General features: G+C 57.2%; 28 protein-coding genes. 11 read left to right on the top strand and 17 right to left on the bottom strand.

All coding sequences use genetic code 11. From position 1 onward, the window contains the following. Positions 1 to 115: 115 nt before the first annotated feature. Complete coding sequence (gene rph / locus JLG71_RS00605) at positions 116 to 832, top strand: ribonuclease PH (protein ID WP_004106921.1); 717 nt, start codon at positions 116 to 118, stop codon at positions 830 to 832. 65 nt (positions 833 to 897) lie between these two features. Further along, positions 898 to 1,539, top strand: coding sequence for an orotate phosphoribosyltransferase (pyrE, locus tag JLG71_RS00610; RefSeq protein WP_004855508.1), 642 nt, complete (start codon positions 898 to 900; stop codon positions 1,537 to 1,539). 152 nt (positions 1,540 to 1,691) lie between these two features. Here pyrE and slmA read toward each other — a convergent pair whose 3' ends face one another. The 3 genes from slmA to coaBC form a co-directional block, all read right to left on the bottom strand. Then, on the bottom strand, positions 1,692 to 2,288 hold the full coding sequence (slmA, locus tag JLG71_RS00615) for a nucleoid occlusion factor SlmA (protein WP_004855507.1): 597 nt from the start codon (positions 2,286 to 2,288) through the stop codon (positions 1,692 to 1,694). Positions 2,289 to 2,465: 177 nt separating this feature from the next. Beyond that, on the bottom strand, positions 2,466 to 2,924 hold the full coding sequence (dut, locus tag JLG71_RS00620) for a dUTP diphosphatase (RefSeq protein WP_004855506.1): 459 nt from the start codon (positions 2,922 to 2,924) through the stop codon (positions 2,466 to 2,468). Beyond that, a complete protein-coding gene (coaBC, locus tag JLG71_RS00625) occupies positions 2,902 to 4,113 on the bottom strand; it encodes a bifunctional phosphopantothenoylcysteine decarboxylase/phosphopantothenate--cysteine ligase CoaBC (protein WP_014227252.1) in 1,212 nt (403 codons plus the stop codon). Before coaBC ends, dut begins: the two co-directional genes overlap by 23 nt. A 175-nt stretch (positions 4,114 to 4,288) precedes the next feature. Between coaBC and radC the strand changes: the two genes are divergently transcribed. From radC to mutM, 4 genes are all read left to right on the top strand, one after another. Further along, positions 4,289 to 4,954: a RadC family protein gene (gene radC, locus JLG71_RS00630; protein WP_004126657.1), complete on the top strand. Its 666-nt coding sequence runs from the start codon at positions 4,289 to 4,291 to the stop codon at positions 4,952 to 4,954. A 216-nt stretch (positions 4,955 to 5,170) separates the two neighbouring features. Then, positions 5,171 to 5,407 carry a 50S ribosomal protein L28 gene (gene rpmB / locus JLG71_RS00635; protein ID WP_002436699.1) on the top strand — a complete coding sequence of 79 codons (237 nt, stop codon included), beginning with the start codon at positions 5,171 to 5,173 and terminating at the stop codon, positions 5,405 to 5,407. Between the two features lie 20 nt (positions 5,408 to 5,427). Next, a complete protein-coding gene (gene rpmG, locus JLG71_RS00640; protein ID WP_003024094.1) occupies positions 5,428 to 5,595 on the top strand; it encodes a 50S ribosomal protein L33 in 168 nt (55 codons plus the stop codon). 199 nt (positions 5,596 to 5,794) lie between these two features. After that, positions 5,795 to 6,604: a bifunctional DNA-formamidopyrimidine glycosylase/DNA-(apurinic or apyrimidinic site) lyase gene (gene mutM / locus JLG71_RS00645; protein ID WP_200913935.1), complete on the top strand. Its 810-nt coding sequence runs from the start codon at positions 5,795 to 5,797 to the stop codon at positions 6,602 to 6,604. Positions 6,605 to 6,727: 123 nt separating this feature from the next. Here mutM and coaD read toward each other — a convergent pair whose 3' ends face one another. The 7 genes from coaD to rfaQ all read right to left on the bottom strand — a co-directional run bounded on the left by coaD (position 6,728) and on the right by rfaQ (position 13,661). Continuing rightward, complete coding sequence (coaD, locus tag JLG71_RS00650; protein WP_004106901.1) at positions 6,728 to 7,204, bottom strand: pantetheine-phosphate adenylyltransferase; 477 nt, start codon at positions 7,202 to 7,204, stop codon at positions 6,728 to 6,730. Continuing rightward, positions 7,201 to 7,977, bottom strand: coding sequence for a glycosyltransferase family 2 protein (locus JLG71_RS00655; protein ID WP_109240730.1), 777 nt, complete (start codon positions 7,975 to 7,977; stop codon positions 7,201 to 7,203). The genes coaD and JLG71_RS00655 overlap by 4 nt, the downstream gene beginning before the upstream one ends. Then, complete coding sequence (waaA, locus tag JLG71_RS00660) at positions 7,977 to 9,251, bottom strand: lipid IV(A) 3-deoxy-D-manno-octulosonic acid transferase (RefSeq protein WP_014227249.1); 1,275 nt, start codon at positions 9,249 to 9,251, stop codon at positions 7,977 to 7,979. Before waaA ends, JLG71_RS00655 begins: the two co-directional genes overlap by 1 nt. Positions 9,252 to 9,343: 92 nt before the next feature. Continuing rightward, the gene (locus tag JLG71_RS00665) at positions 9,344 to 10,333 is read right to left on the bottom strand and encodes a glycosyltransferase (RefSeq protein ID WP_032751704.1); all 990 of its coding nucleotides are present in this window, start codon (positions 10,331 to 10,333) and stop codon (positions 9,344 to 9,346) included. 30 nt (positions 10,334 to 10,363) lie between these two features. Next, positions 10,364 to 11,458, bottom strand: coding sequence for a glycosyltransferase (locus JLG71_RS00670; RefSeq protein ID WP_014227247.1), 1,095 nt, complete (start codon positions 11,456 to 11,458; stop codon positions 10,364 to 10,366). A gap of 2 nt (positions 11,459 to 11,460) precedes the next feature. Beyond that, on the bottom strand, positions 11,461 to 12,588 hold the full coding sequence (locus tag JLG71_RS00675; protein ID WP_064374915.1) for a glycosyltransferase family 4 protein: 1,128 nt from the start codon (positions 12,586 to 12,588) through the stop codon (positions 11,461 to 11,463). Next, complete coding sequence (gene rfaQ / locus JLG71_RS00680) at positions 12,585 to 13,661, bottom strand: putative lipopolysaccharide heptosyltransferase III (protein WP_025107815.1); 1,077 nt, start codon at positions 13,659 to 13,661, stop codon at positions 12,585 to 12,587. Before rfaQ ends, JLG71_RS00675 begins: the two co-directional genes overlap by 4 nt. A 111-nt stretch (positions 13,662 to 13,772) precedes the next feature. Here rfaQ and JLG71_RS00685 point away from each other — a divergent pair, with 111 nt between their 5' ends. After that, on the top strand, positions 13,773 to 14,735 hold the full coding sequence (locus tag JLG71_RS00685) for a polysaccharide deacetylase family protein (RefSeq protein WP_004855488.1): 963 nt from the start codon (positions 13,773 to 13,775) through the stop codon (positions 14,733 to 14,735). Between the two features lie 21 nt (positions 14,736 to 14,756). Further along, a complete protein-coding gene (locus JLG71_RS00690; protein WP_025107814.1) occupies positions 14,757 to 15,839 on the top strand; it encodes a glycosyltransferase family 9 protein in 1,083 nt (360 codons plus the stop codon). Between the two features lie 26 nt (positions 15,840 to 15,865). Here the strand turns inward: JLG71_RS00690 and JLG71_RS00695 are convergent, their stop codons facing one another. The 5 genes from JLG71_RS00695 to rfaD all read right to left on the bottom strand — a co-directional run bounded on the left by JLG71_RS00695 (position 15,866) and on the right by rfaD (position 21,011). After that, positions 15,866 to 17,032: an O-antigen ligase family protein gene (locus JLG71_RS00695; RefSeq protein ID WP_064377577.1), complete on the bottom strand. Its 1,167-nt coding sequence runs from the start codon at positions 17,030 to 17,032 to the stop codon at positions 15,866 to 15,868. Next, positions 17,010 to 17,918 carry a sugar glycosyltransferase gene (locus JLG71_RS00700; protein WP_014839787.1) on the bottom strand — a complete coding sequence of 303 codons (909 nt, stop codon included), beginning with the start codon at positions 17,916 to 17,918 and terminating at the stop codon, positions 17,010 to 17,012. Before JLG71_RS00700 ends, JLG71_RS00695 begins: the two co-directional genes overlap by 23 nt. Further along, positions 17,918 to 18,889 carry a lipopolysaccharide heptosyltransferase RfaC gene (gene rfaC, locus JLG71_RS00705; RefSeq protein WP_025107811.1) on the bottom strand — a complete coding sequence of 324 codons (972 nt, stop codon included), beginning with the start codon at positions 18,887 to 18,889 and terminating at the stop codon, positions 17,918 to 17,920. The genes JLG71_RS00700 and rfaC overlap by 1 nt, the downstream gene beginning before the upstream one ends. 3 nt (positions 18,890 to 18,892) lie before the next feature. After that, the gene (rfaF, locus tag JLG71_RS00710; RefSeq protein WP_014227240.1) at positions 18,893 to 19,951 is read right to left on the bottom strand and encodes an ADP-heptose--LPS heptosyltransferase RfaF; all 1,059 of its coding nucleotides are present in this window, start codon (positions 19,949 to 19,951) and stop codon (positions 18,893 to 18,895) included. Positions 19,952 to 20,066: 115 nt separating this feature from the next. Beyond that, positions 20,067 to 21,011 carry an ADP-glyceromanno-heptose 6-epimerase gene (gene rfaD, locus JLG71_RS00715; protein WP_014227239.1) on the bottom strand — a complete coding sequence of 315 codons (945 nt, stop codon included), beginning with the start codon at positions 21,009 to 21,011 and terminating at the stop codon, positions 20,067 to 20,069. Between the two features lie 214 nt (positions 21,012 to 21,225). On the opposite strand from rfaD, the gene kbl reads away from it, so the two are divergent. The 3 genes from kbl (at position 21,226) to JLG71_RS00730 (ending at position 24,413) form a co-directional block, all read left to right on the top strand. Next, a complete protein-coding gene (gene kbl, locus JLG71_RS00720; protein ID WP_014227238.1) occupies positions 21,226 to 22,419 on the top strand; it encodes a glycine C-acetyltransferase in 1,194 nt (397 codons plus the stop codon). A gap of 9 nt (positions 22,420 to 22,428) precedes the next feature. Then, complete coding sequence (tdh, locus tag JLG71_RS00725) at positions 22,429 to 23,454, top strand: L-threonine 3-dehydrogenase (RefSeq protein WP_004855475.1); 1,026 nt, start codon at positions 22,429 to 22,431, stop codon at positions 23,452 to 23,454. A 161-nt stretch (positions 23,455 to 23,615) separates the two neighbouring features. After that, positions 23,616 to 24,413, top strand: coding sequence for a glycosyltransferase family 2 protein (locus JLG71_RS00730; RefSeq protein WP_049083863.1), 798 nt, complete (start codon positions 23,616 to 23,618; stop codon positions 24,411 to 24,413). On the opposite strand, the gene JLG71_RS00735 is transcribed toward JLG71_RS00730, so the two are convergent. Together JLG71_RS00735 and envC are read right to left on the bottom strand one after the other, a co-directional pair. Continuing rightward, entirely contained in the window at positions 24,410 to 25,345 is a 936-nt protein-coding gene (locus tag JLG71_RS00735) for a divergent polysaccharide deacetylase family protein (protein WP_048262728.1), read from the bottom strand. The genes JLG71_RS00730 and JLG71_RS00735 overlap by 4 nt on opposite strands. A gap of 3 nt (positions 25,346 to 25,348) precedes the next feature. After that, positions 25,349 to 26,620 (bottom strand): murein hydrolase activator EnvC, encoded by a 1,272-nt coding sequence (gene envC / locus JLG71_RS00740; protein ID WP_025107808.1) that lies wholly within the window; start codon positions 26,618 to 26,620, stop codon positions 25,349 to 25,351. Positions 26,621 to 26,628: the final 8 nt, after the last annotated feature.

The raw sequence follows: 26,628 nt of genomic DNA on the forward strand, positions 1-26,628 counted from the left end.
CTGTTTTTAAAGGAGAGTGGGGTGGATTATAGCTTTCGAGGCCTTATCAGGATAGGAATAAGCGCGCATTATCCGTATAATGCGCAGCCACATTCGTTTCAAGCCGGAGAACATCATGCGTCCAGCAGGCCGTAGCGCTAATCAAGTGCGCCCAGTAACCCTGACCCGTAACTACACAAAACACGCAGAAGGCTCCGTGCTGGTCGAATTTGGTGACACGAAAGTATTGTGCACCGCTTCTATTGATGAAGGCGTGCCGCGCTTTCTGAAAGGCCAGGGCCAGGGGTGGATCACCGCCGAATACGGCATGCTGCCGCGTTCTACCCACACGCGTAACGCGCGTGAAGCCGCAAAAGGTAAGCAGGGCGGACGCACCATGGAAATCCAGCGCCTGATCGCGCGTGCGCTGCGCGCTGCGGTTGACCTGAAAGCGCTGGGTGAGTTCACCATCACTCTGGACTGCGATGTGCTGCAGGCAGACGGCGGCACCCGTACCGCGTCTATCACCGGAGCCTGCGTGGCGCTGGCCGATGCGCTGAATAAGCTGGTCGCGGCCGGTAAGCTGAAAACCAACCCGATGAAAGGAATGGTGGCGGCGGTCTCCGTAGGCATCGTGAATGGCGAAGCGATTTGCGATCTGGAATACGTTGAAGATTCCGCGGCGGAAACCGATATGAACGTGGTGATGACCGAAGATGGCCGCATCATTGAGGTGCAGGGTACGGCGGAAGGCGAGCCGTTCACCCATGAAGAACTCCTCACCCTGCTGGCATTGGCCCGGGGGGGTATCGAATCCATTGTCACGACGCAGAAGGCGGCGTTGCAAAACTAGTTTTTAAGGCGACTGAGAAGTCGCCTTTTTTTTGTCCGTAGAAAAGTAAGATGAGGAGCGAATCCATGAAACCGTATCAGCGCCAGTTTATTGAGTTTGCGCTTAACAAGCAGGTACTTAAGTTTGGCGAGTTTACGCTGAAATCCGGGCGCAAGAGCCCCTATTTCTTCAACGCCGGCCTGTTTAATACCGGGCGCGATCTGGCACTGTTAGGCCGTTTTTACGCCGAAGCGCTGGTGGATTCCGGGATTGATTTTGACCTGCTGTTCGGCCCGGCCTATAAAGGCATCCCTATCGCCACGACCACGGCGGTCGCGCTGGCGGAACACCATGACCGCGATCTGCCTTACTGCTTTAACCGCAAAGAGGCGAAGACTCACGGCGAGGGCGGAAACCTGGTGGGGAGCGCGCTGCAGGGCCGCGTGATGCTGGTGGATGATGTGATTACCGCAGGCACCGCGATTCGGGAATCGATGGAAATTATTCAGGCCAACGGCGCTGAGCTGGCCGGCGTACTGATCTCTCTGGATCGTCAGGAACGCGGACGCGGCGAAATCTCCGCGATTCAGGAAGTTGAGCGCGACTACGGCTGTAAAGTAATTTCCATCGTGACGCTGAAAGACCTGATTAGCTATCTGGAAGAGAAGCCGGAAATGGCTGAACACCTGACTGCCGTTCGCGCCTATCGCGAAGCGTACGGCGTATAAACATCTGCCCGGCAGGCAACGGTCTGTCGGGTCGATTGCTGGCAAAACGGCCAGCCGAGGCGAGAAGAGCGCCTGGGTATCAATGCGGATAATGCCGGGCATTCCTGCGGGAAGAGATGCAGCCCTTCGGGCTGCACAGAGACCGGCGAGAATTATTTCAGCTGGGCGGCGACCAGCGGCCAGCGGGCGTCAAAATCGTCCGTCGGGCGATATTTAAACTCGCTGCGCACAAAGCGCGATAGCATCCCTTCGCAGAATGCCAATAGCTGGCTGGCCAGCAGGGCTTCATCGACGGTATAGCCTTCGCCTTCGCGCATTTTCTTTTCACGCAACACCTGACGCAGCTGAACTTCAATGCGCTCGAACAGCTGATTGATGCGGTCCTGAAGCCGGTCCTGTTCAAACATCAGCGCATGGCCGGTCAGAATTCTTGTCAGCCCAGGATTACGCTCGCCAAACCCAAGAATCAACAGCACAATCAGACGCAGGCGCGCTGAGGTGTCTTTTTCATCTTTTAAAATCAAATTGATGCGCGTAATCAGGCTGTCTTCGATAAATTCAATCAGGCTGTCAAACATGCGGGTCTTGCTCGGGAAGTGCCGATACAGAGCCGCTTCGGATACGCCAACGGACGCCGCCAGTTTCGCTGTGGTAATGCGCTGACTTCCATCGCTGGATTCAAGCATTAGCGCCAGAGATTGAAGTATTTCTTCGCGACGATTCCTTTTCGCAGTTTGTTTTTCTGCCATGTTTTAAAATACCCCTGAAAAAAAGCACTTGTCAGGCAGGCACCCACAAAGCGACCGCAAGCTGTTGCCTGCGGTGATGTTATTGCATTAGTGCGCTTTGCGATGCTGGTTCCACTTCATCCTTCAGGCAGCCCTTTTGCCGGCAGCGCCCCGAAAGAGTTTTGTCTATCGCCGGGCTTATTGACGCCCTGAGTGACCGAAGCCGCCTTCGCCGCGATCGGTGGCGTCAAAATCTTCCACCAGGTTAAATTCTGCCTGCACAACGGGCACAAACACCATTTGCGCGATACGCTCGCCGGGTTCGATGCTGAAGCTCTGCTGGCTGCGGTTCCAGACGGAAACCATCAGCTGGCCCTGATAGTCAGAATCAATCAGACCGACCAGGTTACCCAGTACGACGCCGTGCTTATGGCCCAGTCCGGAGCGCGGGAGAATCACCGCCGCCAGAGAGGGATCGGCAATATGAATCGCCAGACCGGTTGGCACGAGGGTCGTTGCGCCAGGAGCCAGCTCTACGGCGTCATCGAGACAGGCTCGCAGGTCAAGTCCGGCGGAGCCGGAGGTGGCATAGGTCGGCAGCGGAAATTGCTGACCAACACGCGGGTCCAGAATCTTAACGTCGATTTTTTTCATCATAACGGGTAACGATCTCGTCGAGTAATAATTGGCCCAGGAGTTCCTTGCGCTCAAGTGGTAAGCGCTTATCTCCCTCCTGCCAGAAAAGGTGTAATGCATTGCTGTCGCTGTTAAATCCCTGATTTGGCTGAGAAACATCATTGGCGCAAATCAGATCAAGATTTTTGCGGGCTCGCTTTTGCCGTGCGTATTCTTCCACATTATTTGTTTCGGCGGCAAACCCAACGACGTAAGGGCGGTTGGCCTTAAGCGCGGCGACCCCTGCGACGATATCCGGATTTTTAACCATTTTCAGGGTTAATTCATCACCTTGTTTTTTGATTTTTTCTTCGGCGATGGCGACCGCACGGTAGTCAGCGACCGCCGCACAGCCAATAAAAATATGCTGCTGAGGCGCGCTGTTTTGCACCGCGGCTTCCATTTCCAGCGCGGTGGTGACATCAATTCTGTGTACAAACGGCGGCGTAGGCAGCGAAACCGGGCCGCTCACCAGCGTGACGTTAGCCCCGCGGCGCGCGGCGGCGGCGGCAATCGCGAAGCCCATCTTACCAGAACTGTGATTGGTGATATAACGCACCGGATCCAGCGGCTCGCGGGTGGGGCCCGCGGTAATCATGATGTTCAGATGTTGCAAATCTTTGACAGGCGAGAAATGCTGCGCGGCCATATCCACAATGGTCAGCGGGTCCAGCATCCGCCCCGGGCCAACATCGCCGCAGGCCTGGCTGCCGCTGTCCGGGCCCCAGACCAGCAGACCGCGGGCGGCAATGACGTCCAGATTATGCTGAGTGGCGGCGGCGCGATACATCTGCTGATTCATGGCGGGCACGACGGCGACCGGCGAGGGCGTAGCGAGACAAATCGTCGAAACGAGATCGTTGGCCATCCCTGCCGCGACGCGAGCGATTAGGTCGGCGGTGGCGGGGGCAAGAATGACCAGGTCGGCCCATTTCCCCAGCTCAATATGGCCCATCGCCGCTTCGGCGGCCGGGTCGAGCAGGCTGTCGGAAACCGGATAACCGGATACCGCCTGTAGACTTAATGGCGTAATGAAGGCTTTTGCGGCTTCCGTCATGGCGACGCGGACATCCGCGCCGCGGTCACGCAGGCGGCGCACCAGTTCCGGCGTTTTATAGGCAGCAATGCCGCCGCTCACGCCAAGAACGATCTTTTTACCAGCCAGACTCATCATGATTTTTTCCTGTTGCGGTACACCAGAATTCGCGCATCTTATCACAATCCTGACGGCATCGTGTGCCTCGCGCAGATACACTTTGCGAGGCGCTACGCAGGGATAAAACTTGCATCTCGGCGGCGCAAAAAGGCTGTGCCAGGATAGCGCGCAGTGGGAAGGAGATGCCGCGATGGAAATACAAGAATCCCTCATGCCGAGGGAAAAGATGCAGCGCTACGGTATCGAAGTTTTGTCGGATATTGAGCTGTTGGCGCTATTTTTACGTACCGGTACCCGCACGCAGGACGTGATGACATTTTCGCGGGAGCTGCTACAGCGTTTTGGCTCGCTGTACGGCCTGCTATCGGCGGAGGAGTCGCAGTTTGCTGAGGTGGAAGGCATTGGTCTGGCGAAATATGCGCAGCTAAAAGGGATTGCTGAACTGGCGCGACGCTATTTTAGCCTGCGAATGACGGAAGAACCCTCGCTGGTTACCCCGTCGATGACGCGGGAATTTCTGCAAAGCCAGCTGGCCGACGAAGAGCGTGAGATCTTCATGGTGATCTTTTTAGATAATCAGAACCGGGTATTGAAACATAGCCGCCTTTTTTCTGGTACTCTTAGCCACGTTGAGGTGCATCCGCGAGAAATCGTACGCGAAGCCATCAAAGTGAACGCCGCCGCGGTGATCCTGGCACATAATCATCCATCCGGTAGTCCTGAGCCGAGCAAGGCCGACAGGTTGATTACCGAAAGAGTGATAAAATGTTGTCGATTCATGGATATACGTGTGCTGGATCACCTTGTTATTGGCCGCGGAGCGTACGTATCTTTTGCTGAACGCGGCTGGATTTAGCCCCGATCGCGCGATCCATCGGGATCTTTGTCTGTTCGGGACTTGAGCACATCGCCGAGTCAGCGTATACTACGCCACCTTTGAGAATCTCGGGTTTGGCATTTGGGCCTGGCAATCGAGAGTTCGCTTAGAACTGCGATGACCGGGCTGTAAAGCCTGACGAGGCGCCAATACCCCATACGAAGCTCGAGCTAATTTGATTTTTGGAGAATAGACATGTCCCGAGTCTGCCAAGTTACTGGCAAGCGTCCGGTGACCGGTAACAACCGTTCCCACGCACTGAACGCGACTAAACGCCGTTTCCTGCCGAACCTGCACTCTCACCGTTTCTGGGTTGAGAGCGAGAAGCGTTTTGTCACCCTGCGCGTATCTGCTAAAGGTATGCGTGTTATTGATAAGAAAGGCATCGATACAGTTCTGTCCGAACTGCGTGCCCGTGGCGAAAAGTACTAAGTACTTAGAGGAAATAAGTCATGGCTAAAGGTATTCGTGAGAAAATCAAGCTGGTTTCTTCTGCTGGTACTGGTCACTTCTATACCACCACGAAGAACAAACGTACTAAGCCGGAAAAACTGGAACTGAAAAAGTTCGATCCAGTTGTCCGTCAGCACGTTTTATACAAAGAAGCTAAAATCAAATAATTTTAGATTCCTTGTAAAGAAAAACCCCGCCTCGGCGGGGTTTTTTGTTATCAAGACTACGCTACCGTCTACACCGTTGGCGCTGGCGAACGTTTACCCCCTGCGCCAGGCGGAAGAGCATGCTGAACAATAATTGCCCTGAACCTCGTCGCTGAACGCGGTAAGATAGTGCATCCTGCCGTTTTTGTTCGAGAAAAGAATGCCTGAATTACCTGAAGTAGAAACCAGCCGCCGCGGCATTGAGCCGCACCTGGTGGGAGCCACCATCCTGCACGCCGTTGTGCGCAACGGGCGCCTGCGCTGGCCCGTTTCTGAAGAGATCTATCGTCTGAGCGACGTTCCGGTGCTCAGCGTACGCCGCCGCGCTAAATATCTGCTGCTGGAACTGCCCGACGGCTGGATTATCGTCCACCTTGGGATGTCGGGAAGCCTGCGTATCCTGAGCGAAGAGCTGCCCGCGGAAAAACACGATCACGTGGACCTGGTGATGAGTAACGGCAAGGTGCTGCGCTATACCGACCCGCGTCGTTTTGGCGCCTGGCTGTGGACCAAAGCGCTGGAAGGGCATCCGGTGCTGGCGCATCTGGGGCCGGAGCCGCTGAGCGATGAGTTCAACGCCGATTATCTGCAGGCGAAGAGCGCGAAGAAAAAAACCGCGATTAAGCCCTGGCTAATGGACAATAAGCTGGTGGTCGGGGTGGGCAATATCTACGCCAGCGAATCGCTCTTTTCGGCGGGCATTCACCCCGACAGGCTGGCCTCTTCGCTGTCGCGCGAGGAGTGCGAGCAGCTGGTGAAAGTGATTAAGCTGGTCCTGCTGCGCTCCATCGAACAGGGCGGGACGACGCTGAAAGATTTCCTGCAAAGTGACGGTAAACCGGGCTACTTTGCCCAGGAGCTGCAGGTGTATGGCCGCAAGGGCGAGCCGTGCCGCATTTGCGGGACGCCGGTTATCGGCAGTAAACACGCCCAGCGGGCGACGTTTTATTGTCGCCAGTGCCAGAAGTAATATGCGGGGGTTGCCGTGAACCCGGCTTGCGCTGCGCTTAGCCGGGCTACAGGGCTGCGCTTGGTCCGGTAGCCCGGACAGATGCGCAGCATCGCCTCCGGGAAGAGCCTAGACGGCGCAGGATTACAGCTTCTTCAGCAGCGCCTGGTGAACGTTTGCCGGCAGAAAGTGAGAGACGTCGCCCTGGTGGCGTGCCACTTCTTTCACCAGCGAAGAGGAGATAAACGACCACTCTTTGCACGGCATCAGAAACACGCTCTCCAGCGTCGGCATCAAATGACGGTTCATATGCGCCAGCTGCATCTCATATTCAAAATCTGCCACCGCCCGAAGGCCGCGAATTAAAATATTCGCCTGCTGCGCGCGGGCAAAATTGGCCATTAAATCGCTGAAGCCAATAACCTCAACGTTGACCAGATGCGCCGTTGCCTGGGTGGCCAGCGCGATGCGCTCATCGAGAGTGAACATCGGCTTTTTGCTCGGGCTGGCGGCGATAGCCAGCAACACCTTATCGAACATGCTGGCCGCGCGGGTGACGATATCGATATGGCCGTTGGTGATAGGGTCGAAGGTTCCCGGATAGATCGCTTTTGTGCTCATAATGACACTTTCTCCGAGTAGCCGCGGCTCAGGGCCCACAGCTCGGTGTATTTATTAAACGTGTATTGCGCGTTGACCACCGCCAGCAGCCAACCTTGTTTCCCATCCAGAATGCCCCCGCGCAGCAGCAGCGTTTTCACAAAGGCGCCCAGCGTATGGCCGAAGATAGCGGCCAGCGAGGTCTTTTTGCCTCTCTGATGGCGCTCCTGCGCCCAGGCGGCGGCGTAGGCCAGCTGCTTTTGCTGAAAGCCGGAGAAATCACGGCAGGTCAGATGCAGCAGGTCGCCCGCGAGTTCGATAACCCGCGCGCCCTGGGCGTCGAGAGATTCGTGGACCAGATTATCGTTATAGCGGTAACGGTCGCGTTCGTACAGGCGCATCACGCGGTCGGGGTACCAGCCGCTGTGGCGCATAAAGCGGCCAAGGAAATAGTTGCGCCGGGCGATGCTGTATATCGCGCCGGTTTGCGGCGTGGCCAGCACGCTGCGGATAGACTGCGCAAGCTCCGGAGTGACGCGCTCGTCGGTATCGATCATCAGCACGTAGTCGCCGGTGGCGTAGGCCTGGGCGCGCTGGCGCTGAATACCGTAGCCCTGCCAGTCGCGATTGACATGCACCTGAACGCCCTGGCTGCGGGCGAGTTCGACGGTGTTGTCGCTGCTGCCGGAATCCAGCAGCACTATCTCATCGGCCCAACTTACCGACGCCAGACAATCAGGCAGCAGATCCGCCGCGTTTTTGGCAATCATCACGACCGAGAGTCGAGGCGACATTAGTGGCTCCGCTGCGGCAGATAGGGTTGCAATAACTGTAGCAGACGGGAAAGCGCGCCCTGGTTTTGGTGCAGAACTTCCACCGCATGGCGACCGTACCACAGACGGTAATCTTCATCGGTCAGCAGGTTAGACACCTGCGTTACCAGCGAGTCGGCGTCGGTGACGGTAATCAGTCCATCGTCCTGCTGCAGCTTGGCGCAGATATCTTTGAAGTTGAACGTGTGCGGACCCATCAGTACCGGTATCGCATGGGCGGCGGGCTCCAGCGGGTTATGGCCGCCGCGCTCCACCAGGCTACCGCCGACAAACGCGAGGTCGGCAATACCGTACAGCAGCATCAGCTCGCCCATGGTATCGCCAATCACCACCTGGGTACTGTTCGACGGGATTTCGCCGGTGCTGCGCAGGGTGTAGCTCATTCCCGCTTTCTGCACCATCTCGCGGGCGTCGCCGAAGCGCTCCGGATGGCGCGGGACAAGGATCAGCAGCAGGTTGGGGAAACGCTCCAGCAGCTGCTTATGCGCCTGAAGAATAATTTGTTCTTCGCCGTCGTGGGTGCTGGTGGCAATCCATACCTGGCGGTGCGGCGCCCACTGGCGGCGCAGGGTGATGGCGCGAGCCGCCAGCTCCGGCGTGACCGAAATATCAAACTTCAGGCTGCCGGTGACCGCCAGCTGATTGCGTTTCAGGCCAAGAGCGATAAAGCGGCTGGCATCTTCTTCATTCTGCGCGGCGATAAGGGTAATGCGGCTCAGCAGCCGACGCATAAATTTCCCCAGTTTGGCATAGCCTTTCGCCGAGCGTTCGGAGAGGCGGGCGTTGGCGATTACCAGCGGGATTTTACGCTTATGCAGCGTGGCGACCATGTTCGGCCAGAGTTCGGTTTCCATGACGATAACCAGCTTCGGCTGAACGGTATTGAAGAAGCGGTTCATCGCGCCGGGCAGATCGTAAGGCAGATAGACGTGATGCACGTCTTTGCCGAAAGCGGACATCGCGCGTTCAGAGCCGGTTGGCGTCATGGTGGTGACGGTGATCGGCAGATAGGGGTAACGGTGGCGTAGCGCGCGCACCAGCGGAATCGCCGCCAGCGTTTCACCTACGGAAACGGAATGCAGCAGGATGCCACCCGGTTCTACCTTGTTCTGGCAGAAGCCATAACGTTCCTTCCAGCGTTTACGATAGGCAGGGGCCTTACGGCTGCGTAACAGCAGTCGCAGCCACACCAGCGGCTGAATGAGGTAAAGTAGGGCGGTATAAAGCAATTCCAAGCGATTTATCCGTATTTATGTTTTTGCGGGCAAATTCTAAGCATTTAACCCGCGTAAAGCTATCTCTTTGGCGGAAACTAAGGGATTCAGTATTAAGCCGCGTCGCGATAGCGCTTGATGCGCAGATAGCGGCGTCCAAGACGCCAGCGCAGACGGAACGTACGGGCGTTTTTCCAGATCAGGCGCCAGATACCGCGGTCAAAGAACTCTTTAATGATAATATGCTTTTTTGACTCATCTTTCATGCTATCGAAGGTATGAATAATCCCCAGCCCCTCTTTGGCGATCTGCCAGCGGCAGGCGGAAATATCGCGAACCTTGTCCGGATAGCGCTGGTTGATGGCGTCCAGCATCTCAAGAATCTTCATATAGTGGCGCGCTGAACGCATCAGCGTGTCGTCGTTGTCCGGCTTATGCGACACCGATTCCGAGTGAATATAGTAATCGTAGAACTGTTCGCTGGTGTACTGCACGCGTTCTGCCGCCAGCAGCACTTCGGTGGTCCAGGGAATATCCTGATGGCGCAGGCCAGGCTCAAAGTGGAAGCGGTGGCTGGCGATAAACTCCCGGCGGTAGATATTCAGCCAGGTGACATGCAGGAACTTACGAGAATCCAGCGCCTGCTTTAACCAGACGTGGCCGGGCAAAACGCCGGTCGACTGTAGCCGGTCCAGCGGGAAAATAGGATGGATATCTTTTTTCGTCTCGTAGACGTAGCGGCCGTTGCAGGTGGCGACGTCTAGATTGCCCTTTTCCGCCATCTCCAGAAGCGTACGGTACATGCCCGGGTAAAGCTTATCGTCGATATCCGGGAAGGTCAGGTACTTACCCGTCGCCGCGGCGAGGCCGGTATTGCGCGCCACCGACACGCCCTGGTTTTCCTGCTCCAGCACGAGCACGTTTTGCAGGCGGTCTTTCCACTGGTCGATAACCGCAAGGCTGCCGTCCGTCGACCCGTCGTTCACCAGGATCAGTTCATAGCTTTCCAGCTGCTGTTGCTCAAGGCACTCAAAGAATTGCGCAAGGAATTTTTCGCCGTTATAGACGGCGGCTACGATGCTTAGTAAAGGCGTTTGACTCATAACTCATTCGATCCTGGTTGAATAACGGCGTCAGGCGCTGCGCAACTGACGATACTGCTGACAAATCGATGCCACGCTGAACTTCTCCAGCGCCGCTGCGTCGATGGCCGGCGGGCTATGGTAAATGCTTTGCATCGTCTGAGCCAGCGCCGGGCTGTTGAGATCCGCCAGGCCACGCGACAGCTCGCCGGTGAGGATCTCGGTCACGCCGCCCGGGCAGCGGGTGCTGGCGACCGGCGTATCCAGCAGCAGCGCCTCAACCACCACGTTGCCAAAGCCTTCGCTATCGGAGCTGAGGACCAGCATCCGCGCGCCTTTAATCCACGGCAGCGGGTTTTTCTGGAAGCCCTTAAACAGGACGCGATCGGCAACCTGTAGCTGCTGCGCCAGCTGGCGCAGGCGCTGTTCTTGTTCCGGTTTTCCCTGCCCCAGCAGCACCAGCGGCGCATCGATACCGCTTTGCGCATACGCCTCAATCAGGCGGTCGTGGCGTTTACCGGGATGAAAGCGGCCCACGTGGATAATATAGTCGCCGTCGGGGCGCTGGCTGGGCTCTTCAGCCGCGGCGCGCAGAGCGGGGATATCAAACGGGTTATAGATGGTTTTCAACTGGGCCGGGCGAATGGCGAACTGCTCGACCAGGTCTTGACCTACCGCATCGGAGACGGCGACGACGTTGCGTCCCTGGTAAACGCGCCCGATTTTCTGCTGTTTCAGCCAGCGGTCAAAACCGCTGCGGTGTCCGAGATAGGACGCGGAGAACACGCCGTGCAGGCAAAACCAGACGTTGCGCCCGTTCAGCAGGCGGCTGCGGGAGACAATGCGGTCGGTTTTATGCAGATTCGAGAGCACCAGATCGAAACGGCCCTGCTGTTCTGCTTTCTCGATTGCCGCATCAAGCTGGCGCGCGCGCCGGGACAGCTCCGTCAGCTTACGCCACGGCTTGCGGCAGCGATCGGCGATGACCTGATAATCCAGCCCTTCCGGCAGCGGATAATCGCAGACGTCGCGCAGGGAAAAAAGCGATACCTGTTCACCCTGGCTAAGAAAATGCGCTGCCAGCGTCAGCACGACTTTTTCCGCGCCGCCGCCGGGCAGGCCGTCGATAACAAACAGTATGCGCATCGTTATTTCACCAAATCCTGATAGAGGGAGAGCAGCTGCGCCGAGAGACGTTCGCTGGTGCAGGTCATGATGCGCTCGCGGGCGCGTTCGCCTTGCGCAGAGCCTAACGCCCGGGTGGGCAGGGCGCTAACTGACTCCTGCAGGGCCGGGATATCCAGCGCATCGCAAACGTAGCCATTGCTGCCCTGAACAATAAACTCCGCGCCGCCGCAGCCGGTAGTGGTAATCACCGGCAGGCCGCAGGCCATCGCTTCGAGAATGACGTTGGGAAACGGATCGTACAGCGTCGGCAGCAGCAGGCCGTCGGCCATCTGATAGAACGGCAGGGTTTCCGACTGCATGCCGAAGAAGCGCACCCGCTCCTCGCAGTTCAGCGTTTTCGCCAGCTGCTGATAGCGGCCCTGCTCTTTATCTTTGCCCACCACCAGCAGGTAGCGGTTGGTCGGGGCGATGGCGCGGATCGCCGCATCCAGCCCCTTGCGCTCAAAGCCGGAGCCGACGTAGATCAGGCAGGTCGCCTGGATCGGCAGATTCCATTTGGCGCGCAGCGCGACAAAGGCTTCTTCCGTCGGCGGCAGAAAACGCTGGTTATCGATAGCGTTATAGATAACGTGGATTTTTTCCGCCGGCAGGCCGAAGTCTTCAATAATCTCGCGTTTAATCATCTCCGCGTTGCAGATAACGCCGCGCAGGTGCGCGTCCTGGTACATGTCGCGCTCGGCCTGCATCACATAGCGATGGTAGCGGTCGGCAAACAGCAGGCGGCTTTTCCAGCCGGGCAAAATGCGCGAGCGCTGCTGCAGCCAGCGGCGGTGCACGCCGTCTCCGGCGCGGTACAGGTCGCAGCCGGGGATACGCTCGTGGCTTTGCACCAGATCGAAGGCTTCGCGCTGCCACAGCTGGCGGGCGGCGTCGGCAAATCCTCGCTCGCGGCTGATCCGCCCCCATTTGCGCGGATTGCAGATGTGGATGTTCCACTCGGGCTTCACCGGCCCCTGCCATTCGCGGGTGATGACGTTCAGTTCAAGATCGCTGTCGTCGAGGGCTTCCAGCGCGCGGGAGACAAAGCGCTCCGCGCCGCCGTCCGGGCGATACTTCTGGCGTACCAGAGCCAGCCTGAATTTACTCATGCCAGTACCTTTTTCGCCGCCGCGATAACCGCGTCGGTGGGGATTAAATCGAGAAAGCGTTCGTTGGTGTTGGTATCAATGTCGTCAGGATCGGGAATCGCTCCGAAATCACCCGCCCAAATCACCTCGCCCTGCGCCTGCCATGGACGCCAGAAGGTGAGCTTGGAGGGGCCGAATAGCGCCACCAGCGGCGTACCGAGCGCGGCGGCCATATGCATCGGCACGGAGTCGACGCCGATAAACAGGCGGGCATGGTCGATGACGGACGCCAGCTGGCGCAGGGTGAGCAGCCCGGCGAGGGAGTGCAGGCGAGCATTGGGGCAGCCCGCCATAATGGTGTCGATCATCTGCTTCTCTCTGGCGTCAGGGCCGGAGGTCAGCACGACCGGGTAGCCTGCTTCAGAAAGCGCGTTTATCAGGGCGCTCATCCGCCCTTCGCGCCAGCACTTAAAGAACCAGCGGGAGGTTGGCTGAATGACGATATAGTTATCCTGAAATCCTGCCGGCAGCAGCGCGCGGCTGGCGCGCCAGTCCTGCTCGCTGTAGCCCATCGTCGCCGGCGCGTCAGCAATATCCAGCCCAAGCGGCGCCAGAATCGACAGATTCTGCTGCACGGTATGCAGCTGGTTATGCCGCTCGGTTGAGGCGAGGGCGGTATGGCAAAAACGCCAGGCCGGGTGGCGACGCTTCGGAAAGTCAAAGCCGATACGGATGGCCGCCCCGGTCAGTTTGGTGATGATCGCGCTGGGCCACTGATCGGCAAGATTGAGCACCATATCGTAGCGCTGCTGGCGGAGCGTGCGAATCAGCCGCCACTCCATCTTCAGCTGATGGCCGGCGCCCTGTTTTTTCCAGCGCCGGTCAATGCCGTAAATGTGGCGGATATCCGTATTCGCTGCGAGCATATCCCGGGTTTCTTCATAAAGCAGCACATCCACGCTGGCGGCGGGATATTGCTGCTTAAGCGCGTGAATAAGCGGCGTTATCAATAACATATCGCCATGATGGCGAAGCTTAATAACCAGGATTCGCGCCGGGTTCACGCGGCCGGAAGTGCGGGTTTCAGGCGTCATTCTCTATTCTTCATTCAGGGGCAGGGCTCCGATTCTAGGGGATCAGATAGATTGAGAGAAGCCTTGTCTTGCTCTACCATGACCCGATACGTATGGCCTGAGGACGTTTTCGTGCACAAACCCGCATTTCTCATCACGATTGATACAGAGGGTGATAACCTCTGGCAAAAACATGACAGCATCACCACCGAGAATGCGCGCTATCTACCGCGTTTTCAGCAGCTTTGCGAAAAGTATGGTTTTAAACCGGTCTGGTTGACCAACTATGAAATGGCCATCGACCCGGTTTATATCGAATTTGCCAAAGATGCGATCGCCCGGGGAACCGCGGAAATCGGTATGCATCTCCACGCGTGGAACAGCCCGCCGACCGATCCGCTCACCGATGACGACTGGCGACATAAACCGTATTTGATCGAGTACAGCGATGCGGCGATGCGGGCAAAAGTCGACTATATGACCCGTCTGCTGGAGGACACCTTCCAGACCAAAATGGTCAGCCATCGCGCCGGGCGCTGGGCGTTTGACGAGCGCTACGCGCGTCTGCTGGTGGAGTATGGCTATCTGGTGGATTGCTCGGTTACCCCGAGGGTGAACTGGAAGACGGCGAAAGGCGCGCCGCAGGGCGACGGCGGTACCGATTACCGTCATTTCCCGCAGCACGCCTATTTTCTTGACGAGAATGATATCCGTCGTGAAGGGCAATCATCGCTGCTGGAAGTGCCGATGAGCATTCAGTACAAGCATTCCGCGTGGATGAATAGCCTGAAGCAGGGCTACGATCGCCTGCGCGGCAAAGTACGCTCGCCGTCGGTACACTGGCTGCGTCCGATGGGCGGCAACGTTGAGACGATGAAAAAAGTGGTCGAACAAACGTTGACTCAGGGTAATGACTACGTCGAATATATGCTCCACTCTTCAGAGTACATGCCCGGCGGCAGCCCAACGTTTAAAAACGAGCAGGATATCGAGCGCTTATATGCCGATCTGGACGCTTTTTTCAGCTGGCTGGCGCCGCAGGTGAAGGGAATGACGTTGGCGGAGTACTACCAACAGAAACTCACACAGCGATAAAAGATCACAACCAGGTACCGTATGCGTATCGTGAAGCAGTTTACGCGGAAGAAAAATGCCTTCTTCCGCGAAATTAAGTTTAATTTAATTAACTATCGTTACAGAAATAAAAGCGCACGCCAGCCCTTTAATTCCGCGAAGATTCAGCATGTTTTATTATTGCGCCTGGATGACAAAGTTGGGGATATGGTCGTAACGACCGGCTGCGCAAAGCTTTTAGCTGACCGGGGCTATAAGGTTTCGGTTCTTACCGGGCCGGTTTGTAAACAGATGCTTGCCGGTGCGGATTTTCTTGAGCAGGTTTATTTATATCAGCCGCGGATGCCGTTAAACGCACTGCGTGCGGCAGGATTTGACGCGGTCGTTGATTTTGATGACGTGAAAACCTACGAGCGTTTTAAACTGCTGGCTGATTTACGCCCTGGCTGCGTTATCGGTTTTAATAAACAAGAATATAAGCTTTACGATCACTCCATCCCTTTTCTGGATAGCAGCAGCCATATTTCCGCGCGCTATAAAGCCGTCGCCAGGCTATTTGGTATAGAACACCCTCATTACCACTATCATCTGCCCGGCGATGCTTTTGAGCGGGAAAGAGTCAAAACACTGCTGGCTCAGCACAAGGGGAGTCAGCTCTGTATTGCCATAAACCCGTTTACCGCCTCAACGGATAAAGACTTTTGCCGTCATCAGGTTTCTGCTCTGATTGAACGCTTATATACGCTCCCTTATAAAATCAGCGTCGTGATGGTCGGGCATAGCGAGAAAATTCGTCAGCTTAATCTGGAAACGGCGCTGCATCTGCCAGATAGCAATATTAATTCAGCGGTTGAGATTGTTCGCCACTGCGATCTGGTGATTACGGCGGATACCGCCATCGTGCATATTGCTCGCGCGTTCGACAAGCCCATGGTGGCGGTTTACAACAAACGTAAACTCAAAGATACCGGTTTGCCGGGCTATACCATTTGGGCGCCGGGTTATGACAAGGCCAGACAAATTGTCTGCGAAGAGACTAACGTCGCCGACATGACCATTGACGCGGTCTGGCCGGTCATCAAAGCGCAGGTGGATGCCCTGATCGCCGCTCGCCAGCAGGCATAAAAAAGGGCCCGCTGCGGGCCCTTCTCTTAGCGTTTCGCCTTCAGGCTGCCGCTCAGCGCGATGCCCAGCGGCAGCCAAAACAGCGGCCAGCTTTCGCGAGGGTTGCTGATGATAAACATGCCCTGCGAGGCCATAAAAATCAGCGCATAGATAAAAATCGCCAGCCCGTAGCGGCCATCCTGCTGTTTACGCCATGCATGCCATAACCCTCCGGCAATCACCGCCAGCAGCAGCGCCAGGCCGATTATGCCGCCTTTCAACAGAGCACCAAGATAGACGCTGTGGGTGGTAGTGATATGCTCGCCGCTGTAGTTGGTAAAGTTCAGCTCGTAGTCAAAGCCCCGACCCAGCCACGGCTGGCTGGCCACTTCCTGTACCGTATGGTGCCAGATACTCAAGCGCAATCCGCTTTGGGTGCCCAGCTCTTCAAAGCGCGCCAGCAGCAGGTCTCCCGTTGGCGTAAAGAAGAAAAGCGCGCCCAGAACCAACGCTAACGCGGCGACAATCAGAAGGTTGCGGCGGGTAAAGACGTGCAGGTGCAGGGTGCAAATAAACGCCACCAGCAGCGCGATAATCGGGCCGCGGCTTTGGGTCAGAAACAGCATCACCAGCATGATGGCCATCGGCACATACAGCAGGTGGCTGCCTTTCTCCTTCAGCAGCATCGCGCAAATAAGGATGCCGATACCGCAATAGCCCGCCAGGTCGATCACGTTGGTCGGGCCGGGATTCTCCGGCGAAACCAGGCGTTCCTTGAGGACCAGCGTGAAGTCGATCGCCATCGTCCAGACGGAGAGCACCGTGATCCCGGCCACGACGCTCAGCAGCGCCAGATGTCGGGTCCGGGGATGGCAAAGTAGCGTTGTCAGCAGCAGAAGATAGAAAATTAAATAGGTGCCGTGGGTCAGAGGGGAATCGATATGCTGCGGCGTCTGCCCCCAAATATTGCTCAGCGCATAGTACACGCAGAATACCACCAGCAGGCTATAAACCGGCCACCGCTGGCGGATGCTTTCCGCTATTGCCTGACGGTTGTCTTTGTTAAGCAGTGAAAGCAAAAAGAGCAAAATAGATAAATGAAGGAGGTTATTTGTCCGGGTTGATACGCAGAAAATAGCGCTAAAAAACAGAAACAAAGTGAAGAAAACGGTGTAGCCCTGTCTGGCGTAATTACTTATTTTTAAAGTACTCATCAAAAGAAACCTTTTCGAAAATCGTTTCCGGAACCGCGCTTTCTAACGAGAAGTTGACGACCCGAATATGGTTTTGTTGCAGCACGTTGGCAGCGTGCGAAAAGGACGGCATGACCAGGTCATCCACCTTATTTGCCAGCCAGGAGGGGAGTTTATCCTGTTCCGTTTCGTAGAATCGCGGCTGGTTGAAATTACTCATATCCAGCCCGCTTATCAGAATGGTTTTAAATCCCAGCCACATCAGAATTTGCAGTGCCCAGTAGACCACGGTTCCGGCATCGAAAATGCCGTGACGAATGTCGGTGCTAAAGCAAATATCCTGCCTTTGCGGATGAAAGCGTAGCGCGGGGACGCCGCGCCAGGCCTGCTGTATCGCATTTTTGGCGACTTTAGGCTGATAAATTTTATAACAGGCGTCTTCAATTAATGCCAAACGACAGCGAAGCTCTGCGCCGTGGCGGTCGAGGATTTTGGCGATACCGTGCATGGTGGTGAAGAGCACAATGTCAGCCTGGCTAATCACCGAACGGATCACGTCCGGTTTTTTATCGTAAAACTCCATATCCACGATGGTATAGAGCGAAAATTTAATTTTATCAGAGAGATGCCAGGCGCCGTTCACCCCCATCACCGGAATACTTTTCGGCAGCAGCGTAAAATCGATGCGGCGCGTAGAGGGGCCGGTGGCGGTCAGCAGCACCTCGCCCTGAGCGCTATCCTTCAGTTCGCTGAGATTGACCAGCGGAACCGCTTTCCCTTTGTATTTCAGGGTGCGGATTTCGCCGCTCGCCGCGCGCGTGATATGGGTAAACGGCCAGAGATTTTCGTTATGGCGAAAGGCGCGTCGATGCGTGTAGCGATAGATCTGCTTAAATAATGAACCCATTAAGCCAGTTCCTGAGATTTCAACAGTTGCCGAACCCGGGACGCGGGAATATCGCCCGTGCTGCTGCCGCTTTCCGGGCGCACCACGTGCTGATTTTTACCGTAGCCGCCAATCAGCCCCGGATCGGTCGGGCCGTACAGCGTGAAGTTCGGTTTATCGAGCGCGGCGGTGAGATGGCTCAGCCCCGTGTCGACGGAAACGACCCCGCGCGCGCCGGCCAGCACCTGGGCTACCTGCTCCAGGCTCATGCGCGGCAGGACGTCGACAAAATCGTGCCCTTCCGCCAGGCGTCCGGCCCGCGCCTCTTCATGGGGGGCGCCCCACGGCAGTTTGATGCGTACGCCGCTGTCGGCAAGCAGGGCGATAAGCGCCCGCCAGTTCTCTTCCGGCCAGTGTTTATCATCGCGCGTTGTGGCGTGGAGGAACACCAGATACGGCGCAGCGGACGGGTCAGCCTGACGCAAAAAATGGCGGGCGATCGCGTAGTCGCCCTGGGTTTCCGGCTTCGCGTAGCCGAGGCTTTTCGCGAACAGCTCGCGGGTGCGCTCAACGGCGTGCTGCTGTTTAGCGATATGGTGACGACGGTTGTAAAACAGGCTCGCCAGCGGCTCGCGGGCGGTCTGCCAGTCCATACCGTGCTTCACGCCGCGGGCCAGTCGGGTGACCAGCGCGGCGCTCTTCACCAGCCCCTGGGCATCGATGATAGCGTCGTACTTTTCCGCGCGCACGGCCTCGCGGAACGCCTTGCGCTCGGCTTTGATCGGCGCGGAAAACCACGCCTTACGCCAGCGGCGAATCGCCACCGGGATGACCCGGTCGACGCTCTCATGCCAGGAAGGGATCTGCGCGAAGCCTTCTTCAACCACCCAGTCGAAACGAATGCCGGGAAAGGCCAGCGCGGCGTCGCTCAGCGCGGGCAGCGTGTGCAGCACGTCGCCCATGGACGAGGTTTTTACGATCAGTACCCGCATCCGTCAGGCTTCCTCTTGTTCCGTTTTTTCCAGCAGCAGGTCGTTTAATTCTTCCAGTACGCGCTGCGGCGTAATGTCGATCAAACTCTGATGATAGCCTTCGGCGGCGTCGCCTTTACGCACTTTGTGGTAGCCACTGATCAGGCGGATCACGCGCGCTTTGTGCGACAGAGGTGGAGTGAAGTCCGGGCTGCTGGGCCCGTAGAGCGCCACCAGCGGACGGTCCAGCGCCGCGGCGACGTGCATCAGGCCGGAATCGTTGCTGACCACCGCTTTACAGGCGGCGATCAGAATAACGGCCTGCTCAAGCTGGGTTTCGCCGGCCAGATTGCGGCACCATGCCTGCTGTTCGGTCGTGAGCGCGGCGAGGATTTCATTGCCCGCTTCGTGGTCTTTCGCGGAGCCAAACAGTACGATCTGAAAGCCTTCGTCGATCAGCTGTTTCGCCAGCTCGGCGTAGTGATAGTGCGGCCAGCGTTTTGCCGGGCCGAACTCTGCGCCGGGGCAGAAGCCGATAATCGGGCGCTCGGCTGAGAGATTAAACGCGCTGCAGGCCTGCGATTTTTCGCCTTCATGCACCTGCAGCTGCGGCCAGAGCAGCGGCTGCGGCAGATCTTTCGCGCAGCGCATCACGCCTTTGTCGTAGGCCAGACCGACGTAGCGTTCGACCATCAGCGGCCAGGCGTCTTTATCCAGCTTACGGGCGTCGTTCAGCAGGCCGTAGCGCATTTCGCCGAGCCAGCCTGTGCGATGCGGTATTCCCGCAAAGAACGGCACGAGGGCCGATTTAAACGAGTTGGGCAGCACGAAAGCGCGATCGTAGCGACGTTCGCGCAGGCTGTGCCCAAGCTTACGCCGTTCACCGATTTCCAGTGCGCCGTGGCCGAGCGGCATCGGGATCGCTTCGTTGACTTCCGGCATGCGCGATAGCAGCGGACGGCACCATGCGGGCGCCATCACGTCGATTATCGCCTGGGGATAGCGCGCCCTGAGCGTACGGTAAAGACTTTGCGACATCATCATGTCGCCCACCCATGACGGGCCAACCACCAATATTTTCATTCATTCCATCCTTCAAGCTGTCTCTGCGTTGGCTGCCTGCGTTCCCTCCGGTCACTGACTTTAGTCAGCTCCCGGAGAATCACTGAGTTGCCGCCTTGATACCGCTCGAATGATTTTATGAATTCGCATGATTGTCGCGATTGAGCCAGGCCATATATTCCGTTACGCCTTCGGCAACGGTCTTAAACGGTTTATCGTAGCCCGCTGCGCGCAGGTTAGTCAGATCCGCCTGGGTAAACGCCTGATAGCGGCCTTTGAGTTTATCCGGGAATGGAATGTACTCGATGCTGCCTTTCTGGTGATAAGCCAGCGTTGCGTCTGCAACGGCCTGGAAAGACTCCGCGCGCCCGGTGCCGAGGTTGAAGATGCCGGAAACGCCGTTTTCCCAGAACCACAGGTTCACCGCCGCGACGTCGCCGACGTAGACGAAGTCGCGCTTGAAGCCGTCGCTGCCTTCGAACAGTTTCGGACTTTCGCCATTATTCAGCTGGGTGTTCAGATGGAAAGCGACGCTGGCCATGCTGCCTTTATGGCCTTCGCGCGGCCCGTAGACGTTGAAATAGCGGAAGCCGACAATCTGCGAGTTCGCTTCCGGCAGGATCTGACGGACGTATTCATCAAACAGAAACTTGGAGTAGCCGTAAACGTTGAGCGGCTGCTCGTATTCGCGGGATTCAATAAAGTCGCTGGTGCGGCCGCCGTAGGTCGCTGCGGAAGAGGCGTACAGGAACGGGATTTCACGCTCCAGACAGTAGTGCAGTACCTCTTTGGAATACTGATAGTTGTTATCCATCATGTACTTGCCGTCCCACTCCGTGGTGGAAGAGCAGGCGCCTTCATGGAAAATAGCGTCGATATCGCCGAACTCTTCGCCCGCCATAATTTGGATCAGAAAGTCTTCTTTATCCATGTAGTCGGCAATGTTCAAATCCACCAGATTGATGAATTTGGTCCCGTCTTTCAGATTATCTACGACCAGAATGTCGGTAATACCCTGGTCATTCAGCGCCTTAACGATATTGCTGCCGATAAAGCCTGCGCCGCCGGTAACGATGATCATAACTGTAACCTTTGAAGTTGGTAGTCCAGAGACAATCCGGACATGAATACTCCTATCATATCACTACATCGGAAAGGCTTCAGCCATTCGCCGATAAGGTAGAGAGGGACTCGTGATTTATGCTGCAAATAATTCATGCAGTAATGCATCATCTCGTATCAGCGTATAGCTTTAGGTAATATGTGCCAAATTTTGCCGAATCTGGAGAGTTGCAATGCGTGGGGATTTCTACAAACAGTTAACCAATGACCTGGATACCGCGCGCGCGGAAGGGTTGTTTAAAGAAGAACGGATTATCACTTCGGCGCAGCAGGCGGATATCACCGTCGGCGGCAGCCAGGTCATTAACTTCTGCGCCAATAACTATCTCGGCCTCGCGAACCACCCGGAACTGATTGCCGCCGCGAAAAGCGGGATGGACAGCCACGGCTTCGGCATGGCCTCCGTGCGCTTTATCTGCGGTACCCAGGACAGCCACAAAGCGCTTGAGAAGAAGCTGGCCGATTTTCTCGGTATGGAAGATGCGATTCTGTACTCCTCCTGCTTCGACGCCAACGGCGGCCTGTTTGAAACCCTGCTCGGCGCAGAGGACGCGATTATCTCCGATGCCCTGAACCACGCGTCGATCATCGACGGCGTGCGCCTGTGTAAAGCGAAGCGCTTCCGCTATGCCAACAACGATATGCAGGAGCTGGAAGCCCGTCTGAAAGAGGCGCGTGAAGCCGGCGCGCGCCATGTGCTGATCGCCACCGACGGCGTGTTCTCCATGGACGGGGTGATCGCCAACCTGAAGGGCGTCTGCGATCTGGCGGATAAATACGACGCGCTGGTGATGGTCGATGATTCGCACGCCGTGGGTTTTGTGGGTGAAAACGGCCGCGGTTCCCATGAGTACTGCGACGTGATGGGCCGCGTCGACATTATCACCGGTACGCTGGGTAAAGCGCTGGGCGGCGCGTCCGGCGGCTATACCGCCGCGCGTAAAGAAGTCGTCGAGTGGTTGCGCCAGCGCTCGCGTCCGTATCTGTTCTCCAACTCGCTGGCGCCGGCGATTGTCGCCGCATCCATCAAAGTGCTGGAGATGGTGGAAGCGGGCAGCGAGCTGCGCGATCGTCTGTGGGCTAACGCGCGCCTGTTCCGTGAAAAAATGACCGCGGCAGGGTTTACCCTTGCGGGCGCCGATCACGCCATTATCCCGGTGATGCTCGGTGAAGCCACCGTGGCGCAGCAGTTCGCGCGCGAGCTGCAAAAAGAAGGTATTTACGTCACCGGATTCTTCTACCCGGTGGTACCAAAAGGCCAGGCGCGTATCCGTACCCAGATGTCTGCGGCGCATACCCCTGAACAAATTGAACGTGCGGTGGAAGCCTTTACCCGCATCGGTAAACAACTGGGCGTCATTGCCTGAGGGTGTGAGATGAAAGCGTTATCCAAACTGAAGGCGGAAGAAGGCATCTGGATGACCGACGTACCGGAACCGGAAGTCGGCCACAACGATCTGCTGATTAAAATTCGCAAGACCGCGATTTGCGGTACCGACGTGCATATCTACAACTGGGACGAGTGGTCGCAAAAGACCATTCCGGTTCCGATGGTGGTGGGGCATGAATACGTCGGCGAAGTGGTGGGTATCGGTCAGGAAGTTCGCGGCTTTAAGCTGGGCGACCGCGTTTCCGGCGAAGGGCATATCACCTGCGGCCACTGCCGTAACTGCCGCGCCGGGCGTACGCATCTGTGCCGCAATACGACGGGCGTCGGCGTCAACCGTCCGGGCTGTTTTGCCGAATATCTGGTGATCCCGGCGTTTAACGCCTTTAAAATCCCCGACAATATCTCTGACGATCTGGCGTCGATTTTCGATCCGTTTGGCAACGCCGTGCATACCGCGCTTTCATTCGACCTCGTCGGTGAAGATGTGCTGGTTTCCGGCGCCGGCCCGATCGGCGTGATGGCCGCCGCGGTGGCGAAACACGTTGGCGCGCGCAACGTCGTGATTACCGACGTTAACGAATATCGCCTGGAGCTGGCGCGCAAAATGGGCGTCACCCGGGCGGTGAACGTGGCGAAAGAGAACCTTAACGATGTGATGGCCGAGCTGGGCATGACCGAGGGTTTCGACGTGGGTCTGGAGATGTCCGGCGCGCCGCCGGCGTTCCGCACCATGCTCGATACCATGAACCACGGCGGGCGTATTGCCATGCTGGGTATTCCGCCGTCGGATATGTCTATCGACTGGACCAAGGTGATCTTCAAGGGGCTGTTTATCAAAGGGATTTATGGTCGCGAAATGTTCGAAACCTGGTACAAGATGGCCGCGCTCATCCAGTCCGGGCTCGATCTGTCGCCGATCATCACCCATCGCTTTGGCATTGATGATTTCCAGCAGGGCTTTGACGCGATGCGCTCCGGCCAGTCTGGCAAAGTCATTCTCAGCTGGGATTAATTCCGCCCCGGTCAGGATGGTAAAAAAGCGCCCACGGGCGCTTTTTTGAGAGTTATCCTACAATTTTGTGATACTTAATCCACTCCGCACTTTTTCTAAATCGCTTTCTCGCCTATTCGTTTATACAGTCAGTTTAACCATGGTTTAACCCTATAAAGATTATGCTTAAACTTTCTGTATGCTTATTGACCTGTAATTCATCCCGCTTATTACGGGAGGTGTTACCACCGCTGCTCAGGGTGGCTGATGAATTTATCGTCGTCGATTCAGGCAGTACGGATGCTACGCTGCAGATTTGCCAACAGTTCGGTCTCTCCGTTCACCATCATCCTTATACCGCTCACGGTACGCAGATGAATTATGCGACCTCTCTGGCCCGCCACGACTGGGTGCTGTGTGTGGACAGCGATGAGATCCTTGACGACGAGGTGGTGGCGGCAATTCTGGCGCTCAAGGCCGGCGATGAGCCGGACCCCGCCTGCGCATGGCGTCTGCCGCGCTACTGGTTCGTGCTGGGTGAAGAGGTGCGCACCATTTATCCGGTATCATCGCCGGATTTCCCGGTTCGCTTGTTTAACCGCTCCGTCGCCAGGTTCAACGATCGGCCGGTAGACGATCAGGTGGTTGGCTTTACGCACTCTGCCCGGCTACCGGGATTCGTGCGCCACGATACCTTCTACTCCCTGCATGAAGTGTTTAGTAAGCTCAATAGCTACACCACGCGGCTGGTTAAACACCAGAAAATCAGGCCGTCTCTTGCGCGCGGAGCGATCAGCGCGATTGGCGCTTTCTTTAAGTGGTATCTGTTCAGCGGAGCGTGGCGAAAGGGCAAGGTTGGCGTGGTCACCGGGCTTTACGCGACCTTTTACAGCTTTCTTAAATACTTTAAAGCCTGGTATGCCCATCAGGACAAGCCGGAATCCGCGGCGGATAAGCACACGGACTCCCGGACGATTTAGTTGGTAGGCTTATCCCAGCCCTGCCACTTCAGCTGGTAATACTGCACCAGCGTGCTCTGAGTGATGCTTTCGCTCAGAATGGTAAAGAAGCGGCTGGCGTTGACCGGCTCCGGCGGACGCTTAGATTTGCACTGTTTCACGCCGCGGAACGGATTGCGCGACGGCTGAACGGACGGCGGCGCGGTGTTCGGCGTTGAGGTATCCACCTGCGGCTCGTTGAGCAGGCTGCTCGGGCGAACCAGAGTGATATCCGGCGGCAGGTTATACACCATCTGCTGCAGCACGCGCACCGTCGTCGGGTGCGGGTGGCCGATAGCAATGGCGGAACCGTTGCGCCGCGCCAAAGCGATAGCGCGGTTGAACTGATAGCGGATATCCGCTTCGTTTTGGGTATCGTCGAGGAAAACCTTACGCTTAATCACCTTTACGCCGGTGCCCTGCGCCGCGCGCATGGCCTGGGTATTGCCGATGGTGACGCTATCGAGGAAGTAGAGATTGTAGCGCTCGAGCGCCTGCATCACCTTCTGCATGCCGAAGAGATTCGACGTCATGGCGCTGCCCATATGGTTATTCAGCCCCACGGCGTACGGAACCTTACCGTAGGCTTCGCGGATAATGCGCTCTATCTCGCTGCTGTTCATATCCGGGCGGAGGGTGTCTTTTTCCAGCGGCTGTTTGCTGAGCGGCGCCATTGGCAGGTGGATGAGCACCTCGTGGCCGAGATTATGCGCTTTGGTCGCCATTTCTCGGGCGTGGGGCGCATTAGGAAGGACGGCAACGGAGATCGTCGCTGGCAGCGCCAGCACCTGGTTTTCCGTTTGTGGACGATAGCCAAAGTCGTCGATAACAATGGAGAGTTTGCCGGCAAAAACCGGCGACGCCATAACCAGCGTACCGGTTACCGCGAGTGCAATTCTGCGAAATTGAAGCAAAACTTATCTTCCCAACCACGGCTGTGGATTGACCGCCTGACCCTGGCGGCGAATTTCGAAATAGAGCGACGGACGGCCCTGACCGCCGCTGCTGCCTACGAGAGCGATCGGCTGGCCCGCCCGGACCTGAGTGCCGACGCTGACCAGCGCGCTTTGGTTATAGCCGTAAAGACTCATGTCGCCTTTGCCGTGTTCAACGACCACCACCAGGCCATAGCCCTGCAGCCAGTCGGCGAGAATAACCCGACCATCGGCAACGGCTTTGACCTCGGTGCCTTCAGACGCAGCGATAACCATCCCCTTCCAACGTAGTTCACCTTGCAGCTGTTCGCCATAGCGATGGAGAATTGAGCCGCGAACCGGCCAGAATGCCTGGCCGCGCGGTGAGCCAAGTCCGCCGGTGCGGGACATCAGCGAGCGTTCGCTTTCGGTAGGTTTGTAGGTGGTGCCTTTACGCGAGGCTTCCTGCTGGCGATCGCGCACATCCTGCGCTTCGCGGGCTTCGCGATCCGCCCGCGCTTTGGCCGCCGCCGCCGCCTGGGCGATACGGCCGCGCAGACGTGATTCGTTAGCCCGCATCTCGCTGAGCTGCTGCTGGCCTTGCTGAATGGAGGATTCCAGGCTGGCGAGGGTCTTTTTACGCTCGTTGCGCGCCTGCTCCAGCTTGCTCTGCTGGGCGCGCTGTTCGTACACCAGGGTTTGCTGCTGGCTCTGTTTCTCTTCCAGCATCGATTTTTGCACCGCCACGTCTTCGCGGGTTTTCTTCAGCTGGGCGATGGTTTCCTGGCGCGCCTGGTTCAGATAGCCAAAGTAGGCCTGCAGGCGCTGATTACGCTGCCCCTCTTCGCCGCTGAGGATCATCTGGATGCCGGTATGCGGCCCTTGACGAAACGCGGCGTCGAGCTGCGCGGAAAGGTTACGCTCCTGCGAGGCGCGCTGACGCTCCAGCTTGGCCAGCGCGGCGTTCATTTCGTCGATCTGCTTATTCAGCTGGTTCAGCGTTTCCTGGGTTTCGCGCAGCTTGCGCGCGGCGGCGGAGATGGCCTCCTCCTGCGCTTTTAGCTGGGCGACCAGGGAAGCGCGCTGCTGCTGCTGTTGCTTAATCGCCCGCTGTTTAGCGGCGATATCGGCCTGAATGGATTTAAGCTGGTCGCGATCGTCGGCGTGAGCAGATGCGGCGCACAGCAATACGCCAGCGCTAAGCGCGCTGGCGTAAAAGACGGATCGAACTGCCGTTGCGATCCATGTAGTTGAATACGTCGCCTTTCCCCTCATGGGGAAGG

The sequence above is a fragment of the Klebsiella michiganensis genome (assembly GCF_015139575.1).
In the GTDB taxonomy this organism is placed as follows: Bacteria; Pseudomonadota; Gammaproteobacteria; order Enterobacterales; family Enterobacteriaceae; genus Klebsiella; species Klebsiella michiganensis.

Coding starts and splice junctions, on each gene's coding strand:
- JLG71_RS00665 (WP_032751704.1), bottom strand. CDS start 10,333: ATGAGTCAAACGCCTTTACTAAGCATCGTAGCCGCCGTCTATAACGGC.
- rfaQ (WP_025107815.1), bottom strand. CDS start 13,661: ATGACGCCTGAAACCCGCACTTCCGGCCGCGTGAACCCGGCGCGAATC.
- JLG71_RS00675 (WP_064374915.1), bottom strand. CDS start 12,588: ATGAGTAAATTCAGGCTGGCTCTGGTACGCCAGAAGTATCGCCCGGAC.
- dut (WP_004855506.1), bottom strand. CDS start 2,924: ATGATGAAAAAAATCGACGTTAAGATTCTGGACCCGCGTGTTGGTCAG.
- radC (WP_004126657.1), top strand. CDS start 4,289: ATGGAAATACAAGAATCCCTCATGCCGAGGGAAAAGATGCAGCGCTAC.
- JLG71_RS00700 (WP_014839787.1), bottom strand. CDS start 17,918: ATGGGTTCATTATTTAAGCAGATCTATCGCTACACGCATCGACGCGCC.
- coaD (WP_004106901.1), bottom strand. CDS start 7,204: ATGAGCACAAAAGCGATCTATCCGGGAACCTTCGACCCTATCACCAAC.
- rph (WP_004106921.1), top strand. CDS start 116: ATGCGTCCAGCAGGCCGTAGCGCTAATCAAGTGCGCCCAGTAACCCTG.
- rpmB (WP_002436699.1), top strand. CDS start 5,171: ATGTCCCGAGTCTGCCAAGTTACTGGCAAGCGTCCGGTGACCGGTAAC.
- slmA (WP_004855507.1), bottom strand. CDS start 2,288: ATGGCAGAAAAACAAACTGCGAAAAGGAATCGTCGCGAAGAAATACTT.
- mutM (WP_200913935.1), top strand. CDS start 5,795: ATGCCTGAATTACCTGAAGTAGAAACCAGCCGCCGCGGCATTGAGCCG.
- JLG71_RS00670 (WP_014227247.1), bottom strand. CDS start 11,458: ATGCGCATACTGTTTGTTATCGACGGCCTGCCCGGCGGCGGCGCGGAA.
- tdh (WP_004855475.1), top strand. CDS start 22,429: ATGAAAGCGTTATCCAAACTGAAGGCGGAAGAAGGCATCTGGATGACC.
- rfaC (WP_025107811.1), bottom strand. CDS start 18,889: ATGCGGGTACTGATCGTAAAAACCTCGTCCATGGGCGACGTGCTGCAC.
- JLG71_RS00655 (WP_109240730.1), bottom strand. CDS start 7,977: ATGTCGCCTCGACTCTCGGTCGTGATGATTGCCAAAAACGCGGCGGAT.
- coaBC (WP_014227252.1), bottom strand. CDS start 4,113: ATGAGTCTGGCTGGTAAAAAGATCGTTCTTGGCGTGAGCGGCGGCATT.
- JLG71_RS00690 (WP_025107814.1), top strand. CDS start 14,757: ATGCGTATCGTGAAGCAGTTTACGCGGAAGAAAAATGCCTTCTTCCGC.
- pyrE (WP_004855508.1), top strand. CDS start 898: ATGAAACCGTATCAGCGCCAGTTTATTGAGTTTGCGCTTAACAAGCAG.
- envC (WP_025107808.1), bottom strand. CDS start 26,620: ATGAGGGGAAAGGCGACGTATTCAACTACATGGATCGCAACGGCAGTT.
- rfaD (WP_014227239.1), bottom strand. CDS start 21,011: ATGATCATCGTTACCGGCGGCGCAGGCTTTATCGGCAGCAATATCGTT.
- JLG71_RS00730 (WP_049083863.1), top strand. CDS start 23,616: ATGCTTAAACTTTCTGTATGCTTATTGACCTGTAATTCATCCCGCTTA.
- rpmG (WP_003024094.1), top strand. CDS start 5,428: ATGGCTAAAGGTATTCGTGAGAAAATCAAGCTGGTTTCTTCTGCTGGT.
- JLG71_RS00695 (WP_064377577.1), bottom strand. CDS start 17,032: ATGAGTACTTTAAAAATAAGTAATTACGCCAGACAGGGCTACACCGTT.
- rfaF (WP_014227240.1), bottom strand. CDS start 19,951: ATGAAAATATTGGTGGTTGGCCCGTCATGGGTGGGCGACATGATGATG.
- kbl (WP_014227238.1), top strand. CDS start 21,226: ATGCGTGGGGATTTCTACAAACAGTTAACCAATGACCTGGATACCGCG.